Source organism: Microcystis sp. CS-574, assembly GCF_028329095.1.
GTDB lineage: Bacteria > Cyanobacteriota > Cyanobacteriia > Cyanobacteriales > Microcystaceae > Microcystis > Microcystis ichthyoblabe_A.
Map to the genome: position 1 here is coordinate 17,850 of NZ_JAQMSY010000196.1, position 17,498 is coordinate 35,347.

The following is a 17,498-nucleotide window of genomic DNA, read 5'->3' on the forward strand; positions in this document are numbered from 1 at the left end:
TAGCAGCGGAGCAATCGAAATTGAGGCAGCGGTTACAATTAAAACTATCAATTGGGCGCGGGGCTGCCCTTCTAATCGGTTTGCTGGGATTAACAGCCTGTCAACCTCCCGATCCGCCGACAATTTCGCCGACAGAATCGCCTAAAATCGAGGAAACTGGCCGCTTAATTCTCAATAATGCCACCTTAGAACAGGCTAACCCCTCGGGACAACCCCTCTGGAAAATTCAGGTCAAAAAAGCTACCTACACCCAAGACCAAAAAATCGCCCGTCTGGAAAATATCAAGGGTAATATCTATCAAGATGGGAAAGTAGTTTTACAGGTTAGTGCTGACCGCGGTGAAGTTTATAAGGAAGGCCAGGAAATTCTCCTCAAAGATAATATTGTGGCTGTAGATCCCCGCAATAAGGCCATTATTAACGCGCCGGAATTGCGTTGGCTACCCAAGGAAGGTATTTTAATCTCCCCCAAAGGGATCAAAGGTAGTCATCTACAACTAGAAGCCAAGGCCCGCCAAGGACGCTACGATACGCGCCAAGAAAAACTAGAATTACAAGGTCAAGTGGTGGCTACCGCCAAGGAATCTCGTGTCGTCCTGCAAACCGAGCGCCTGTACTGGGAAATTCCGCAACAGGTCATTAGTACCGATCAAAAAGTCGCTTTTGATCGCTATATTGATAAAACTATTATCGATCGCCTTACTGCTATCGGCGGTCGTTGGGAAAGAAAAAATAATCAGGTTATCCTGCAAGAAAACCTCGAATATCGCTCTTTAGAACCACCTTTACAGATTTCTGGTTCTCAGGCAATTTGGAACTATCAAAATCGTACCCTAACGTCCGATCGCCCCACGGAAATTTTTCAATATCAAGATCAAATCACTATTACTGGTAATCGTGTGGTGGTGGAATTAGGCAATCGCATCGCTTATCTCAAGGATGGGGTTAAGGGGATTAATCAGAAAACTGGGGCGCAATTGTATAGTCAGATCTTAACTTGGAAAATGTCGGAAAAAATTGTCGAGGCCGAGGGGAATATTATCTATGAACAACAGGAACCAAAATTTAATCTCACTGGCGATAAAGCGATCGGCACTTTAGAAGATAATAACATTGTTGTTACCAGTAGCTCGCCCGATCGAGTTGTCACCGAGATTTATCCCCGTTAACAGGGAAAATTGGCCAAAAAAAACTCTCCCCAGAAAAGGGAGAGAGGGGGGGTAAATATTTAAAAGCTTACCATTTGAGCAGATTAAACTGTTCCATATCGATGGTGTCGCGGTTACGATAGATAGTCAGGATAATCGCTAAACCCATGGCTGCCTCGGCTGCCGCTACGGTAATCACGAAAATAGTAAAAATTTGGCCTCGGATATTAGCGGGGTCAAGATAGTTGGAAAAACCCATTAAGTTAATGTTAACGGAATTGAGCATCAATTCGATCGACATTAAAACCCGGACAGCATTGCGACTGGTGACTAAACCATAAATTCCGATACAAAATAAAGCCGCCGCTAATAACAAATAATACTCTAACTGAATCTGCATGATACCTCTTTTTTTGGTCTTATTTAGGGGCGGTTAATTCTCTAGGTCGTTCGGGTAATGTTAAAGCTGTGGCCGTAGGTTCTTCAGCTTTCAGGGTGGGGATAAGGTCACGACGAGCTAAAATAATTGCTCCGACCATGGCCATTAATAATAGCACGGAAGCTAATTCAAAGGGTAGCAAGAAATCACTAAAGAAATGCTTACCGATTTCTACTAAAGTGTTAGTCACTACTGCGGGAGAAGTGCTAGAAATTGACCAAGGTGTGATTAAAACCATGGTCGATAACAGTACAAATAAACCCACACAAACTAAAGCAGTAGATGCCTGACGAATCCAACGTTTAGGAATAGCAGAAAAGTCCTCTTGCTTATTAACAAGCATAATAGCAAAGAGAATTAAAACGTTAATTGCACCCACATAAATTAGAATTTGTGCCGCCGCTACAAAATCAGCATTTAGTAAGAGATATAAACCCGAAATGCTGATAAAAACACCGCCCAATAAAAAGGCGGAATAAACGATATTAGATAATAGTACCACGCCTAAAGCTGTCCCGATTACTAGGGCTGCTAAAATGCCAAAAGATACTATTTGAACGCCCTCGGCTAAATTCACAGTAGTTTCATCTCCTTTTATGTTTGAGAGTTATTAATTATTAGTTATCAGCTTCTGAAGGCTGACGGCTGACGGCTGATAGCTAACTGCTAATTAATCGGTAATTTCTTCCGGACGTTTACCGGCGCGTTGACTACCGGCGGGTAAATCGTGGGGTTCGATGACACCTTTAGGCAGATAACCTAATTCCCTCAGAGGTGTTACCATCGGGTCTTGGGTGACTTTGTAGGGTAAACGGCCTAGGGCGACGTTATCATAGTTTAATTCATGACGATCATAGGTCGCTAGTTCGTATTCTTCGGTCATCGATAGGCAATTAGTCGGACAGTATTCCACACAATTACCGCAGAAAATGCAGACCCCAAAATCGATACTGTAGTGTTTGAGTTCTTTCTTTTTAATTTCCTTGTTAAAAGTCCAATCCACTACTGGTAAATTAATCGGACAAACTCGCACACAAACTTCACAAGCGATACATTTATCGAACTCAAAGTGAATTCTACCCCGATAACGTTCCGAGGGAATTAACTTTTCGTAGGGATACTGGACGGTAATCGGACGACGACGCATATGGTCGAAGGTAACGGATAAACCTTCGCCGATGTATTTCGCCGCTTGAATGCTACCTTTGGCGTAATCGCTGACTTGTTTGAGGATGTTAAACATGATGGTCAGAGGTATAGTAGGTTAACAGGGCAAAAACGGGAATTAACCGCCAAAAGCAAAGGGAAAAGCTAGTTTTAGGGCGGCGGTAAGTAGTAGGTTAACTAAAGATACCGGTAGGAGGAATTTCCAGCCTAAATCGAGTAATTGGTCAATGCGAACCCGGGGTACAGTCCAACGCAAGAGAATAGCGATGAAGATGAGAAAATAGGCTTTTAATACCGTCATCGTAATCCCTAGGGAAGCGGTGATAATTTGTAGCCAAGGATTGGTTTCACTAACTCCCAACCAGCCGGCCACAGCATTGACGGGGATAGGAAATTCCCAACCACCAAGATAGAGGACGGCGAAAACTAGGGCCGACAGCACGAGGTTAACGTAGGAACCCACATAAAAGAGAGCGAATTTCATCCCCGCGTATTCGGTTTGATAACCGGCGACTAATTCCTCCTCCGCTTCTGGTAAATCGAAAGGCAGACGTTCACACTCAGCTAAAGCGGCAATCCAGAAAATCAGAAAACCCACCGGTTGGCGCCAGATATTCCAGCCTAAAATGCCATAACCGGATTGTTGTTCGACAATATCAATGGTACTGAGACTATTAGACATCATCACAATCGCTAATACCGATAAAGCCAAGGGAATTTCATAACTAATCGATTGCGCCGCCGCCCGCAGGCCTCCCAGCAAGGAATACTTATTATTCGAGGCATAACCCGCCATTAATAAACCAATGGGGGCAATACTGGACAAGGAAATCCATAAAAAGATACCCACGTTTAGGTCAGTAATCACCAGATTTTGACCGAAGGGGACGATGAGGTAGGAGACAAACACCGGCATCACCACCAAAATCGGCCCAAAGAGGAATAACCAGGGGTCAGCCTTAGCGGGGACGACATCTTCTTTAAAGACTAATTTCAGACCGTCGGCGACCGGTTGTAAAACGCCCAAGGGGCCTGCGTATTCCGGCCCGATACGCTGTTGGACGGCGGCGGAAATTTTCCTTTCTAACCAGACGCAGACTAAAACCCCCACTGTGGCGGCAATAATCATCAGGAACATGGGTAAAGGCATCCAAATCGCTTTAGCCAGTCCTCCACTTAATCCCAAGTCTGTTAGGGATTTAATGAAACTTTCTTGTAAATCTATGCCTTGATTCATATTTGGCGATCGCTGTACTGTCAATAGTTCGGCATGGTCTGAAGATTTTTAAGCAAATCTTATAGCCTAGTATACAGTTAGTCGGTCTGAGGGTTATCAGTAAAGTGACAAAGGCTTCAACTCATTAGCAGCCAAGAGAGTCAAGCAATCTTGATTCCCCGTCCGAGAATAGGTATTAGTCAATAGTTAGACTCTGAATCTATCAATGTTCTCATCTGTTTCTTAGCGCCGACAACCTCAGTTAGTTACCAATTATTCACAGGAAAAAAATACAGCTAAGTTTTACCCACTGTTAAAACCCAGTTATCGAGCGTTTCTCGCCAATCGCGGCTATTTTTTCTGATAAGCCGCCTGTAGATCCCGAATCGAAAACAAAGCTTGAAACTGTATTCCCTGAGATTGGTAAAATTCCGCCCCTCCTTGTTCTCTATCCACCAAAGCAATGATTAAATCTACTTGATAACCCGCATTGCGTAATCTTTCTACCGCTACCATGGCACTTTTCCCCGTTGTCACCACATCTTCGAGGACAACCACCGCGGCACCGGGGTTTAAAGTCGGCCCCTCGATATAAGCCATAGTACCGTGACCTTTTGCCTCTTTACGGACGATTAAAGCTGGAATCGGGCGATTTTCGTAGGCAGATACCACAATAACGGCACTGACAATCGGATCCGCGCCTAGGGTTAATCCTGCCACCGCTTGGGTATCTGGAGGCAGTAGGGACAGCAATAAACGCCCCACGGCTAAAGCTCCCTCAGCATTGAGGGTAACTTGTTTACCGTTGATATAGTAGCTGCTTTTTTGTCCTGAAGACAGGGTGAAATCTCCCTCTCCATAGGCAAGACGGACAAGAGCATCGAGGAGAAATTGACGCAGGGAAGCAGTATCGAGATTCGCCACCGAGGAATTAGCCATATTTTCAGGATTGGGAGCCTGACTGACTCCAAAATTTCAGTTACAATTAAGCCAAAAGTCATTATATATTGACTCGATCGCTAGTATTGATTTCTTTCTCATCCCATTGAAGCAATTTTTTAATTAACCCTATCCCTGTGAGGAGATTTTTACCCATGCGCGCTAAGTTTTTACTTCCTTCCCTGTTTTGTTTAACCGGTTTAGTCTGGTTGAGTTCGCCTATTGCGATCGCCGAAAGTTCACCCGCCACCAATCCTGCACCGGTAAAAACCCAACAATTGCAACTTGTCCCCTCTCCCGATACGGCGGTAGGATTTAATAATATCCCCGGTTTGTTTAACCGCGCTGTTAATAACAATACGGGTCGTTTCTACGACTACACCAACATTTTAGGACAGTTAAACTCTCTTTTTGGTTGGCGTACTTTTCCCCAAGGTTCCTATTTCGATAATCTGATTACTAGGGATGCTAAATTGACCGAAACTTTATACTATGATGTCATGCAGCAGCAACAGTCTGGCCCTTTAATTCGCACCCAAGATTTACCTAATCCCTTCGATACTTCCCTACAGGAAAATCCCAGTTATTTAAGTCCAGGGGGATTTTAATCCCCCTGAGAAGCTAAACTCTCACCCATTTGGCAATATCAAGGGTTTTGTCATAACGATAGCTCATGCCATCATTGGCAACAATTATTTGACCTCGACTGGCTTTATTTTTGATGGTACTTAAGCTATAGTTGGTCAGTTTTTGCATTTCTTGATGGGTAAAATTGTCTTGATTGTTAATTTCAGAGACAATTTCTATCGTTTCATCAACGGTTTGGTCATTGTTAGAATGAGTTGCAATCACTGCTGATGGATGATAGTCTGCCATTCTCATTAAACGCCAAGTAGAATCCTCGGAAAGTTCCAAAACCCTTTGATGATAGTTAAACAAACTTTCTCGATGTCCGACACTAATAAAGGTCTTGCCAGTTTGTTGTAACTGTTTATATAAATGATCTTCATTTTTTAAATCTAAAGCACTGGTGGCTTCATCTAAAATCACAAAATCTGGCTGATTAACGAATAGTCGCGCAAAGGCTAGACGCTGTTGTTCTCCTAAAGATAAAATATTTTCCCAATCCACTTCCTCATCAAAATTTTTGATGCGATTAAGAACATCTTGCAGGTTAACTTCTTGTAAGATTTCTTTTAATTGGGATTCACTCATCTCCGTTGTCGTTTGAGGATAAATTAGCTGTTCGCGCAAGTTTCCTAAAATGATATAAGGACGTTGGGGTAAAAATAATAAATCGTCGAGGGGAGGTCGCATCAAATGACCTGTCCCTGTATTCCATAACCCAGAAATAGCGCGTAAAAGAGAACTTTTTCCTCGACCACTTGGCCCAACAATTAATAAACCTTTCCCTGGTTCAACGGATAGGGATAAATGTTCGACAATCACTTTAGCGGCATCGGGAGTTTGTAAGGTGACATCCTCAAAAGTTAGATTGTTATCTTCAATGACTTGAATGGTATTAACTGGGTTGGTTTGTTCGCTTACACCCTCTAAAGCTTGGGAAAAATCTTCTAAACGTTCAATATAATTAATAAACTCACCGGAGCGTCCAAATTCATCGACTAACACGGATAAGGCTGTGGAAAAGAAATAGCAACAATAGCTGGCTTGGTTAACTTGTCCAAACTCAATTCTACCACTAATATATAATGGGGAGACAATTAAGAAGGGGAAGATTTGAACAATGGATTCATAGCCGCGGTTAAAAAATTCTTGGTTTCTTTCCCAATTAATTTTTTCAATTATAATTTTAATCACCTGATTGAACTTCCTTTGAATAATATTTAACTCTTTTTCTTCCCCTCTAAAAAATGCAATTGATTCGGCGTGAGTCCGAACATGAGTAATGGCGTATTTATAGGTTCCTTCGGTTTCTAATTGTTGTTTACTGACTTTATTTAATTGTTGAGTAATATAGGTAGCAAGAATATTTCCAATAATCGTATAAACCAAAAGCACTATAGAAATGGTTCTAGAAATTGACCAAAGGATGACAATAAAAACCATCATCTCCATGAGTTTTTCGACGCAGGTTGTTAAAAAGTCCATCGTTGTTCTGGCAATGGGTTGAATTTCTTGGGATAAACGTTGATCTGGATTTTCAATATCCCCTTTAAAATTAATTTGATAATAAGCACGATTTTTAAAATATTTTTGCAAGATACTACTATTGATCCATTGATACCAATCCAGCGCAATTAGTTGTTTAAGAAACTTGGACAATCCTCCGAAAAACGTCATGCTGCCTAGGGTAATCCCATAAATAATGACAAGATGAGTTAATTTTTCTACATCCCTAGCTTCTGTGAAGGTAATTAAGTCTCTAAAAACAAAACTATTAAACGCATTAAGACCTACTAATCCCACTAATAATAAAAACAATAAAACGAGCATTCCCCAGGAACGAATAATCTGCGAAAAAGCTCTATCCTGGTGTTCTTTCGGATACCAATAAACTTGAATAAATCTTAAAAATTCTTGAAGAGATTGATTGAAAGTTCGGGTATCTTCTTTGAGATTTATACTATCTGAGGTTTTTTCTGCAACATTCATAGGATTCTCCTTGGGCTAAAATGGTGACATTATAACTTTGAATGTCTATCTCTTGAGTTAGACATTAATTCAGCATACCATAAAAATCTGCATTGTTATCAGAAATTATATTATTACTATTTTCTGGATTTTCTACAGATCAGGAATGAATATTAACCGAATTGAATCAGATTCATAATCGTTTGATAATTTTGGCAGGATTACCTGCAACGATGGTAAAAGGTTCTACATCTTGTGTCACCACAGAACCTGCTCCAATAATTGCTCCTTTCCCAATCCTAACCCTTTTAAGAATCGCAACATTAAATCCAATCCAAACATGATCTTCTATCACCACGGGTGCAGATTGTATATCAACATCCTCAGCATCCTTAATCAGATTATTCAAAATGAGTACTTCCATAAATTCTTTCTGTCTTAAAACATAATTTAATGAATGAGCATCGGTATCATAAATACTGACATCATCGGAAATTATAACTTCGTTTCCAATTTTGATAGAAGTAGCTGATCTAATTCGAGTTCCTTCACCAATATAACAATTTCTCCCTATTTCTATTTTTCCACCATAAGGAAATATAGCTAATTCTCCGATAATTACTGTATTCTCTCCAATTTGAATTAGAGTTTTATCCTCCCTATAGTTTATACACTTTCCGATAAATTTGACGGAACTGTGAAATGTAGCATTGTCGGAAAGTTTTTTATGTTTTTCGATCCGTTCTTGTTCTTCTAAAAATTTTGAAATTAATAAATATAATTTATGTTTTAAGTTAAACATAAGATTGAACTCGTGGAATTCATGATCTGGATTTTTGAATTTAGAGGTGTGATAAAATCGACATTTATTGTGTTAAAAACCCACTTTTAGTAAAATATTCAAAATATTTTTTTAACAATTTGTGATCAATCGGGGGAAAATTAAAGGCCGTACCCTTTAACCCCATTACCGTATTTTGAGCATCAAACTGGGGGGGATAACCTGCGGATAAATTTTCATCTGAAAAATTATCTAACACCGGAGATAAAGCATTATCTGTATTAATTTTACATTGTTCTGTTAAATGTGATCGCCATTTTTCAAAAGAAACCAACTGCAACGGATAACCCATTTCCCGAACACAATCAAATAAGTCACGATTTAAGGTTGGGTGAGAATTCAACAAATGAAATGCTTTCCCTAAAGAGCTTTCTTGACTGGCTAAATGTATAATTGCACCACTCACATAATCCACAGGAGTGAGGTCTTCTGTACTATCGCCAAAATCAGGAATCATTCCTAATTGAATACAGCCTTTAATCATACGACAAAACAAATCTTCTCTATTACAAATTCCAGTTTTACTATGTCCAATAATTCGAGATGCTCTGAAAATTGTCATCGGAAGTCCCCGTTTTCCAGCTTCCATGATTAATTTTTCAGCGACCCATTTACTTTGAGTATAACCGGCATTGAGTCCATGATTTATACCCAGGGGATCAGATTCTTGAATTAAGTTTCCTTGAGCATAACTGGGGGAAAAAACAGAAATCGTCGAGACAAAATGGACAGGTTTGGTTTTAATTAAGCAGGCTAATCTCAAGATTTCTGCTGTTCCTAAAACATTAGTGGGTTTCAGTATTGAATAGGGATAAATTGCATTAACCCAAGCTCCATTATGATAAATCACATCAATTTGATTGGCTAATTCCAGAAAATCAGGTTCACACATTCCTAAACGTTTTTGGGATAAATCACCAATAACAGGAATAATACGAGAGCTTTTCTGTTCATCCCATAATTGAAAGGTTTTTAATTTCTGGTAAATTTTCGCTTGAGCTTGTTCTAAACTTTTGTCTCGAATTAAACAATGAATATTAGCTTCTGTTTTGTCCAACAATTCAGCTAATAAATGAATTCCGAGAAAACCCGTAGCTCCTGTTAGCAAAATATCAGCAGGTTTCTGAGGAAAGAAAGTCAGAATATTCGGCGGTTGAATGGTGGGATCTAGGGCAATTTCGACTTGCCAATCTGGGATTTGATCACTCTCAATTGTATCAGATAAATTCAAGTCTAAATTAGAGGATAATCCTGCTACCGTCGGTTCTGAAAAAAGATAGTTTAAAGGAATATTAATAGCTAATTGTTCTCGCAGTCGAGAAATCACTTGGGCAGCTTTTAAAGAATGACCACCTAAGTCAAAGAAATTATCGAAAATACTAATTTGCTTTAACCCTAAAACATCTTGCCAAATCTCAGCAACAATTTTTTCCGTAGCTGTTCGGGGTGTAATCATCGTTTTTTGATACTGACTTTCGGTGGGTGCGGGTAAAGCGTTACGATCAATTTTCCCACTGCTCATTAAGGGCAATTCTTGAAGCTGTACAAAGAAAGCTGGAATCATATAATCTGGTAATTTCTGTTTAAGAAAACTCCGCAATTTTGCAGGATCAATGGATGGATATTTTGTCACAATATAAGCCACTAATTGTTTATTATTTGTTTGATCTTCTCGAACAATTACCGCCGTCGCTCGGACATCTGGGTATTCAGTTAATACGGCTTCAATTTCGCCAATTTCAATACGAAACCCTCGAATTTTAACTTGATTATCAATGCGTCCTAAAAACTCTATATTTCCATCGGGTAAATAACGAGCTAAATCTCCAGTTTTATAGAAACGTTGATATTCTGATGAATTAAAAGCATGAGTAATAAATTTTTCACGGGTTAAATCATCGCGATTGAGATAACCTTTGGCCAAACCTAAACCTCCAATTAACAGTTCTCCTGGTATTCCAATGGGGACTTGTTGCAAATAGCGATCACAAATATAAACCTGTGTATTTGTAATCGGTTTACCAATGGCAACAGAATGAATTTGAGCAATTTTATGAATGAAATTGGGATTAAAAACTGTGCTGGTTATCGTCGCTTCTGTCGGACCATAAGCATTCAACCAAGTGATATCTTCTCGTTGACTATTTGATAGTATTTTTTGCCATAATATTAATCGCTCTGGTAATACTTCTTCACTTCCTGTAATCACTAAGCGTAGGGTTTCAGGTAAGGTTATTAAAGTTTGAGATAAATCTAATACCCATTCATGCCAATAAGTAGCCGGAAGATTAATGACTGTTAAACACTTTTGCTGAATAAATTGAGTAAAATCAGCTAAAGAAGGGAACATTAATGCAGGACGCATAACTAAAGTTGCACCCGTTAAAAAAGTTGGATAAATTTCTTCAGCAGCTACATCAAAGGTAAAAGAAGCAAATTGTAAAATTCGATCACGACTTGTTAAATCATAGACTTTAATGATTCCTAAACTATGATTAACTAAACTTTGATGTTCAATCATAACCCCTTTAGGAGTGCCTGTTGAACCAGAGGTATAAATAATATAAGCTAAATTATTTGGCTGAATAGGGTTAACTAAATTGTTTTTGCTTTGACTAGCAATTGAGCTTTCTTCAGTATCCAGACAAACCACTTCTGCTTGATGATCACGGAATAAATTAACGAAGGTATTTTGAGTGATTAATACCGAGACTTGAGCATCATTTAAGATATAGTTTAAACGCTCTTGGGGATAATTGGGAGCTAGAACAAGATAAGTACCACCCACTTTAAGAATTGCCAAAAAACTGATAATAATAGATACAGATTGTTCTAAACAAATTCCCACTAACGATTCAACTTTAACCCCCTTAGATTGGAGATAATGAGCTAATTGATTGGCACGATAATTTAAGTCTTGATAGGTGATTTTTTCCCTGCACCATTCTATTGCGATCCCATTTGGATTTTTTAAAACTTGATGTTCAAATAATTCATGAATACAAACCTTTGGATTTTCAGCAATATTAGTCTGATTCCATTGAGCTAATAACTTTTGTTCTGATAAAGGTAAAATAGGTAATAATTCAATCGATTGTTCAGGATTAATGGCAATTCCTTCTAACAAGGTTTGAAAGTGGGTAATCATGCGTTCAATCGTGTCTTGATTAAACAACGCGCAATTATAATCAAAAGAGCCGACTAAACCCTCCGCCGTTTCTTGCATGGCTAAGGTTAAATCAAATTGAGCAATTAAAGCATTCATCGTAACGGGAGTTAATTTTAAATCCGCCATCGAAAAATGATTAATGTGCAGCATATCTTCCCAAGAAAACATCACTTGAAATAAAGGACTATAACTTATATTTCGTTCAGGATTTACCACTTCCACCACCTTTTCTAAGGGTAAATCTTGATGTTCATAAGCTTCTAAAAATGCTTGTTTAACTTGATTTAATAAAGCTTGAAATGAGAGATTTTCTTTAAACTGAGTCCGAATGGGTAAGGTATTAACAAAGCAACCAATTAAGGGTTCAATTTCAGGAAAATGTCGATTGCCACTGGGAATCCCAATCACAATATCTTCTTGACGGCTATAGCGATATAATAAAACATTAAACGCCGTTAACAGCGTCATATTCAAAGTAGCGGTTGACGTTTGGCTAATATTTTTCAGGTGTTGGCTTAATTCTGGACTTAGTTTAAATGTACAATTATTGCCTTTAAACGTTTGTATGGGAGGACGAGGATGATCAGTGGGAATTTCTAATAAGGGTGGAATTCCGGTTAATTGTTGTTGCCAATAATTAACTTCCTGGGTGAGTTTATCTCCTTGTAACTGTTGTCTTTGCCAAACGGCAAAATCACCATATTGAATAGGTAAATCGGGTAAAGGATTAGATTGTTTTTGTAAAAAAGCTTCATATAAATGAGAAAGTTCTTGTAGTAAAACTTTCATTGACCAGCCATCAAAAATAGAATGGTGTAAACTCAAAAATAAAAGATAAGAGTCAGCTTTTAATTTAACCAAAAAAGTCCGCATTAAAGGAGCTTGGGTTAAGTCAAAGGGAGTATAAATTTCTTGTTCAGTTAATCGCTCTAATTCTTGAGTTTGTTCCCTAGAAGATAAGGACTGTAAATCCACTAAAGGCAAATTTAACTGAATTTTCGGTTTAATAATTTGTCGGGGAATTTCGTCAACTTCTTGAAAACAAGTTCGCAACAATTCATGACGTTGCATAATAGTTTCTAAAGCTTTTCTAAAGATATCAATATCCAAATTCCCTTCAATTTGAAAGCGAAACGCCATATTATAGGTATAGCCTTGAGCTTCTAATTGGTACAAAAACCAAAGTCGTTCTTGGGAAAAAGAAAGCGGTACAAGTTGAGACGGATTTCTAGTCGGTATTGTATTCGTTTTTAAACCGATTCCTTTTTTTTGTAGTAATAGCTTCAGTAATTTTTGTTTGTCTTGAGAATTATCGTTCATTTTTGACATGAGTTAATAGGATTTATTTAATTTAGTGATTTTAGGTTGGTTTCATGGATACAAATCAACCTAAAAATTGTTTAATTATTGATGCTAAATAGCAGTATAACCTCCATCTACCATTAAAATTGCTCCAGTTACATAAGAGGAAGCTGCGGACGCTAAAAACACGACAGGGCCAATTAACTCTTCTAAATCTCCGGTTCGTTTCATGGGAATTCTAGTATATAATTCGTCCATTTCATCGGAAGTTGAACGTAAACCTTCTGTTCCTTCCATCATATTATTCATATACCCCGGTGCAAAAGCATTGACTCGAATTTTGTGACTAGCTAATTCGACCGCTAGGGATTTTACTAATTGATTGACACCACCTTTTGCGGCGCTATATGCTCCTGAAGATTTGGGAACAGCAACGAAAGCACAGATAGAAGAATTCATAATAATTGATCCCTTTGTTCCTTGTTTGATCATTTGTTTGGTTGCTAGTTGAGCGCAATTAAAATAACCTTTTAAGTCAACATTAATAACCTGATCCCATTCAAATTCCTCTAATTCATCAGTGTTTTTGAGAATTTCAACTCCTGCATTACAGACCATAATATCGAGTTGACCATAATGAGCAACCGCCTGGTTAATTAAATTCTGACAAGCTTGACGTTGACGAACATCGGTCTCAATTGCCATGGCTTCGCCTCCTGCTTCTTGAATCAGTTGAACCGTTTGTTCAGCACCAACTTGATTAATATCACCAATTACCACCTTAGCTCCAGCTTGTGCTAATCCTTGGGCTAATACCCGACCAATTCCTCGGGCAGCACCCGTGATAATTGCAACTTTACCTGTTAAATCAAAGAGATGATTTGTCATTTTTTTCCTTCAGTTTAAATCAATGTCCACTATAGAAAGTTTAATTCATTTAGGTTCAGCTTTGAGATAATAAAGCTTGAACTTCTTCTGGTGAAAGTCTAGAAATTTCTTGAACCGTTACGGCAATTTCATTTAGTAACCCTTCATTCCCCACTAATTCAACCATGACTTGAGTTAATTGGCTGATGGTTGAGTGATTAAAAAGTTGACGCACAGAAATTTCAATTTCTAAGGTTTGACGGATTTTACTAATCAGTTGAATCGCTTTTAAAGAATGCCCACCTAACAGAAAGAAATCGTCTTCAATCCCAACTCGTTCGACTTCTAAAATTTCTGCCCAAATTACCGCTAAAACTTCTTCAATTGCAGTTCGAGGAGCGACATAATTTTGAGTTAACGATAAGGGGTTTTTATCGGGTATTGGTAAGACTTTTCGATCAACTTTACCGTTAGGACTGAGTTGAAAAGATTCCATCACCACAAAAGCAGAGGGAATCATATAATCGGGTAGCCAGTTTTCAAGGAAATGACGTAATTCAACTTGGTTTACGGTTTCACCTGGACGGGGAATAAAATAAGCGGCTAAATATTTTTCTCTGGCGGTTTCTCCCTGAACTGTAGCAAGGGCTTGGGCAATTTGAGGATGTTGATTTAAAATAGTTTCTACTTCCCCTAATTCAATTCTATAACCTCTAACTTTCACCACATCATCAATTCTTCCTAAATATTCAATGTCTCTATTGGGTAAATAACGAGCTAAATCTCCAGTTTTATACAGCAATGAATTATCGCTAAAGGGATTAGCAATAAATTTTTCTTGGGTTAATTGGGGATTGTTGAAATAACCCCGCGCTAAACCGCCACCCGCAACATATAGCTCCCCAGTCACTCCGATAGGTACGGGTTGAAGATGGGAATTTAAAATATAAACTTGCACATTAATCGCGGGTTTACCAATGGGAATATACTTCGGCCAAAGCTCAGGATTAGGGTCAAAGGTATAACTGGTAACGATATCCGCTTCTGTCGGGCCATAAAAATTGTAAAGCGTACAATGTTCGAGTTTCTTGAATGCAGAAATCATCGCTGGAGTAATTTGTAATTGCTCTCCAGCTGAAATAATTTCACGCAAGTTAGCAAATAAGTAGGTTTCCTCACTATAGGTTTCAATTAATTGTTGTAACAAAGTAACGGGCAAAATCGCTTTATGAATGGGGTTATTTGCCAATAATTGACTTATTTTAGCAAGGTCTAAGCGGGCATCTTCTGGAACAATAAATAAGGTTCCTCCTAAACACCAGGCTGCAAACATTTCGTGATAGCTAACATCGAAATTGAAGGGAGCAAATTGTAAGAAATTTCTCTCCGGTGACATTTTCGCCTGATGATGCTCAATAATATTGGTTAAGGATTGATGCAGGATCATAATCCCTTTGGGCACACCTGTAGAACCAGAACTATAAATAATATAAACTAAATCGTTTAAACCCACTGGGATATTAATATTAGTCTTGGGTTCTAAGGCGATTTCTGACTCGTGTTCATCCAATAAAATCCGTTGAGAAATGGTTTCACTGTTTAACAGGGATTGACACTCTTTTTGAGTTAATAAGAATTTAAGTTGGGTGTCTTGCAGGATGTAAGAAAGTCTTTCTTGAGGATAGGTTGGGTCTAGGGGAACACAAACACCGCCTACTTTTAACACCGCTAAAACGGCAATCACCATATTAAGAGATCGTTCTAAACAAATCCCGACTAAGGATTGAAAACTCACCCCAATTTTTTGTAAATAATGAGCTAATTGATTAGCAGATTCATTCAGTTCTTGGTAGGTTAATTGTTGCTCTTGAAAAACAACGGCAATGGCTGAAGTAGTTTTGAGAGTTTGTTGCTCAAATAATTCATGAACGCACTGTTTTAGGAGTTTTTCGGGTGCAGTTTGATTCCATTCAATTAATAATAATTGACGTTCAGCTTCCGTTAATAAAGGTAAGTCTTGAATCCGACGATGGGGATTAATGGCGATTCCTTCTAATAAGGTTTTAAAATGACCTAATATCCGTTCAATGGTGTCATTTTCAAATCGTTCTTGAGGATAAATAATTTTAATACTTAAGGCTTCTCCTGGGGTGACAATAACCGTTAAGGGATAATCAGCATTGCCATAATCTTGCATTTCACCGACTTGTAAACCGCCTAAATTATCACTATCATTTTCGCTAAAGGGTAAATTTTCAAAGACAACAAAACTTTCAAAAACTGAATGAGGGGAGGGAATTTCACTCCATTTTTGAATATCAATTAGAGAACTATAACTATATTGCTCTCGTTCTAAATGCTCTTGTTGTAATTGTTGAAACCAAGTTAATAATTCAAGTTGAGACTCAATTTGGATGCGAACGGGTAAGGTATTTAAAAACATCCCCACCATCGATTCAATCCCAGTAAAATTGGGCGGTCGTCCCGAAACGGTTGCCCCAAATACAATATCAGATTCACTACTATAATGATGCAATAATAAAGCCCAAGCTCCTTGAATTAGGGTAGAAAGAGTAAGGCGATATTCTTGGGCGAGTAATTTCAGACGACTGGTAATTTCTGGAGAAAGTTTTGATTTTTGATCAAGATAATTTTTACTTTGAGTAACAAGAGGATTTAAGGGTTTATCAACTACTAATGGGGTCGGAGAGGTAAAACCTTGAAGATTTTTTCGCCAAAATCGTTCGGCTTCAGTTTGATCTTGCTGTTGTAGCCAATTAATATAGTCTTGATAAGGGCGGGGTGTGGGTAAATTGACGGGTCGATAGTTGATGAGTCCAGCGTAAAAATAGAAAACTTCTTTCAACAGAATTGCTGTTGACCAACCATCTAATAAAATATGATGCCCAGTATTAATAAATTCATATTTTTGATCTTCGACTTGAATTAAATGACATCGAATTAAGGGTACTTTATCTAATTCAAAATATTGCTCTTTATCAGAGATTAACAATTCCTGAAATTTAGTTTCTTGTTCGGCGGGAGAATGTGATCGCCAATCCTGATTAAACCAAGGCAAAGTGACATTTTTTCTAACCACTTGTAAAGGCTGTTTGGTTTTTTTCCAAGCAAAACAAGTCCGTAAAATACTATGTCTATCTACTACTTTTTGCCAAGCTTGTTGGAACGCACTAATATCTAAATTGCCTTGCAAGGTGATTTGAATTTGTGATAAATACGTCTTTGATTCTGGATTATATAAAGAATGAAATAGCATCCCCTGCTGCATGGGAGAAAGGGGATAAATGGATTCAATATCTTTTTTACTAACCCTAGATTGTTGAGTTGTGACCATTGTTTTTCCCAATAGATTAAATAAAAATGTGCGTGAGTTTCTTCAATCAAGCTTAGAACGAATTACCTTTAAGGCTCTTCTAGGTTCTGTGTGATAAGTTTAACTTACAATATGATTGATCGATCTTTGTGTCCTCTGTGTCTCTGTGGTTCCTTCCACCCCCTCGCTAGTAGGATTAATTTTATCCCAAATTTTGGCAACAATTTCTGGATTTAAATTATGAACATGATACACCGCTTTTTCTGGAAAAGTTTTTTTAATAGCAAGATAAGGATTAGCAGAACCAACTTTACCCATTTGATCAACTAGGATCACCGAAGGTTGTTGAAGCTCCTGTTTAAATTTGCGTTGCAGCCTGCAAATATTAAATTTATTAATAATACTGGAAAAAATGGGAAAGTTACGAGTATCTTTAGTCGGATAATAGGGAACAAATTTGTCTAACATTTGAGATTTACAT

The 17,498-nt window shown here is 38.2% G+C and carries 13 protein-coding genes; 2 read left to right on the plus strand and 11 right to left on the minus strand.

All coding sequences use genetic code 11. The annotated features are described in order from the left end of the window. The first annotated feature begins 20 nt into the window (after window positions 1–20). Entirely contained in the window at window positions 21–1,169 is a 1,149-nt protein-coding gene (gene lptC, locus PN470_RS15770) for an LPS export ABC transporter periplasmic protein LptC (RefSeq protein WP_272104776.1), read from the plus strand. Between the two features lie 67 nt (window positions 1,170–1,236). On the opposite strand, the gene nuoK is transcribed toward lptC, so the two are convergent. From nuoK to pyrE, 5 genes are all read right to left on the minus strand, one after another. Next, window positions 1,237–1,542: an NADH-quinone oxidoreductase subunit NuoK gene (gene nuoK, locus PN470_RS15775; RefSeq protein ID WP_272104784.1), complete on the minus strand. Its 306-nt coding sequence runs from the start codon at window positions 1,540–1,542 to the stop codon at window positions 1,237–1,239. A gap of 25 nt (window positions 1,543–1,567) precedes the next feature. After that, complete coding sequence (locus PN470_RS15780; protein ID WP_185239303.1) at window positions 1,568–2,164, minus strand: NADH-quinone oxidoreductase subunit J; 597 nt, start codon at window positions 2,162–2,164, stop codon at window positions 1,568–1,570. A 93-nt stretch (window positions 2,165–2,257) separates the two neighbouring features. Then, entirely contained in the window at window positions 2,258–2,830 is a 573-nt protein-coding gene (gene ndhI, locus PN470_RS15785; protein WP_002733194.1) for an NAD(P)H-quinone oxidoreductase subunit I, read from the minus strand. 42 nt (window positions 2,831–2,872) lie between these two features. Then, window positions 2,873–3,991, minus strand: a complete 1,119-nt coding sequence (gene nuoH, locus PN470_RS15790) for an NADH-quinone oxidoreductase subunit NuoH (RefSeq protein ID WP_272104777.1) — start codon at window positions 3,989–3,991, stop codon at window positions 2,873–2,875. Between the two features lie 330 nt (window positions 3,992–4,321). Further along, window positions 4,322–4,909 (minus strand): orotate phosphoribosyltransferase, encoded by a 588-nt coding sequence (pyrE, locus tag PN470_RS15795; protein WP_043997247.1) that lies wholly within the window; start codon window positions 4,907–4,909, stop codon window positions 4,322–4,324. Between the two features lie 155 nt (window positions 4,910–5,064). On the opposite strand from pyrE, the gene PN470_RS15800 reads away from it, so the two are divergent. Further along, window positions 5,065–5,517, plus strand: a complete 453-nt coding sequence (locus PN470_RS15800) for a porin (protein ID WP_272104778.1) — start codon at window positions 5,065–5,067, stop codon at window positions 5,515–5,517. A 13-nt stretch (window positions 5,518–5,530) separates the two neighbouring features. Here PN470_RS15800 and PN470_RS15805 read toward each other — a convergent pair whose 3' ends face one another. From PN470_RS15805 to PN470_RS15830, 6 genes are all read right to left on the minus strand, one after another. Next, window positions 5,531–7,525: an ABC transporter ATP-binding protein/permease gene (locus tag PN470_RS15805; protein WP_103112945.1), complete on the minus strand. Its 1,995-nt coding sequence runs from the start codon at window positions 7,523–7,525 to the stop codon at window positions 5,531–5,533. A 172-nt stretch (window positions 7,526–7,697) separates the two neighbouring features. Next, on the minus strand, window positions 7,698–8,306 hold the full coding sequence (locus PN470_RS15810; RefSeq protein WP_052275371.1) for an acyltransferase: 609 nt from the start codon (window positions 8,304–8,306) through the stop codon (window positions 7,698–7,700). 64 nt (window positions 8,307–8,370) lie between these two features. Next, a complete protein-coding gene (locus PN470_RS15815) occupies window positions 8,371–12,843 on the minus strand; it encodes a non-ribosomal peptide synthetase family protein (protein WP_316577707.1) in 4,473 nt (1,490 codons plus the stop codon). Between the two features lie 84 nt (window positions 12,844–12,927). Beyond that, complete coding sequence (locus tag PN470_RS15820; RefSeq protein ID WP_103112943.1) at window positions 12,928–13,704, minus strand: SDR family NAD(P)-dependent oxidoreductase; 777 nt, start codon at window positions 13,702–13,704, stop codon at window positions 12,928–12,930. 55 nt (window positions 13,705–13,759) lie between these two features. After that, on the minus strand, window positions 13,760–17,038 hold the full coding sequence (locus PN470_RS15825) for a non-ribosomal peptide synthetase (protein WP_103112942.1): 3,279 nt from the start codon (window positions 17,036–17,038) through the stop codon (window positions 13,760–13,762). Between the two features lie 99 nt (window positions 17,039–17,137). Continuing rightward, window positions 17,138–17,485, minus strand: coding sequence for a capsular polysaccharide biosynthesis protein (locus PN470_RS15830; RefSeq protein WP_180995414.1), 348 nt, complete (start codon window positions 17,483–17,485; stop codon window positions 17,138–17,140). Window positions 17,486–17,498: the final 13 nt, after the last annotated feature.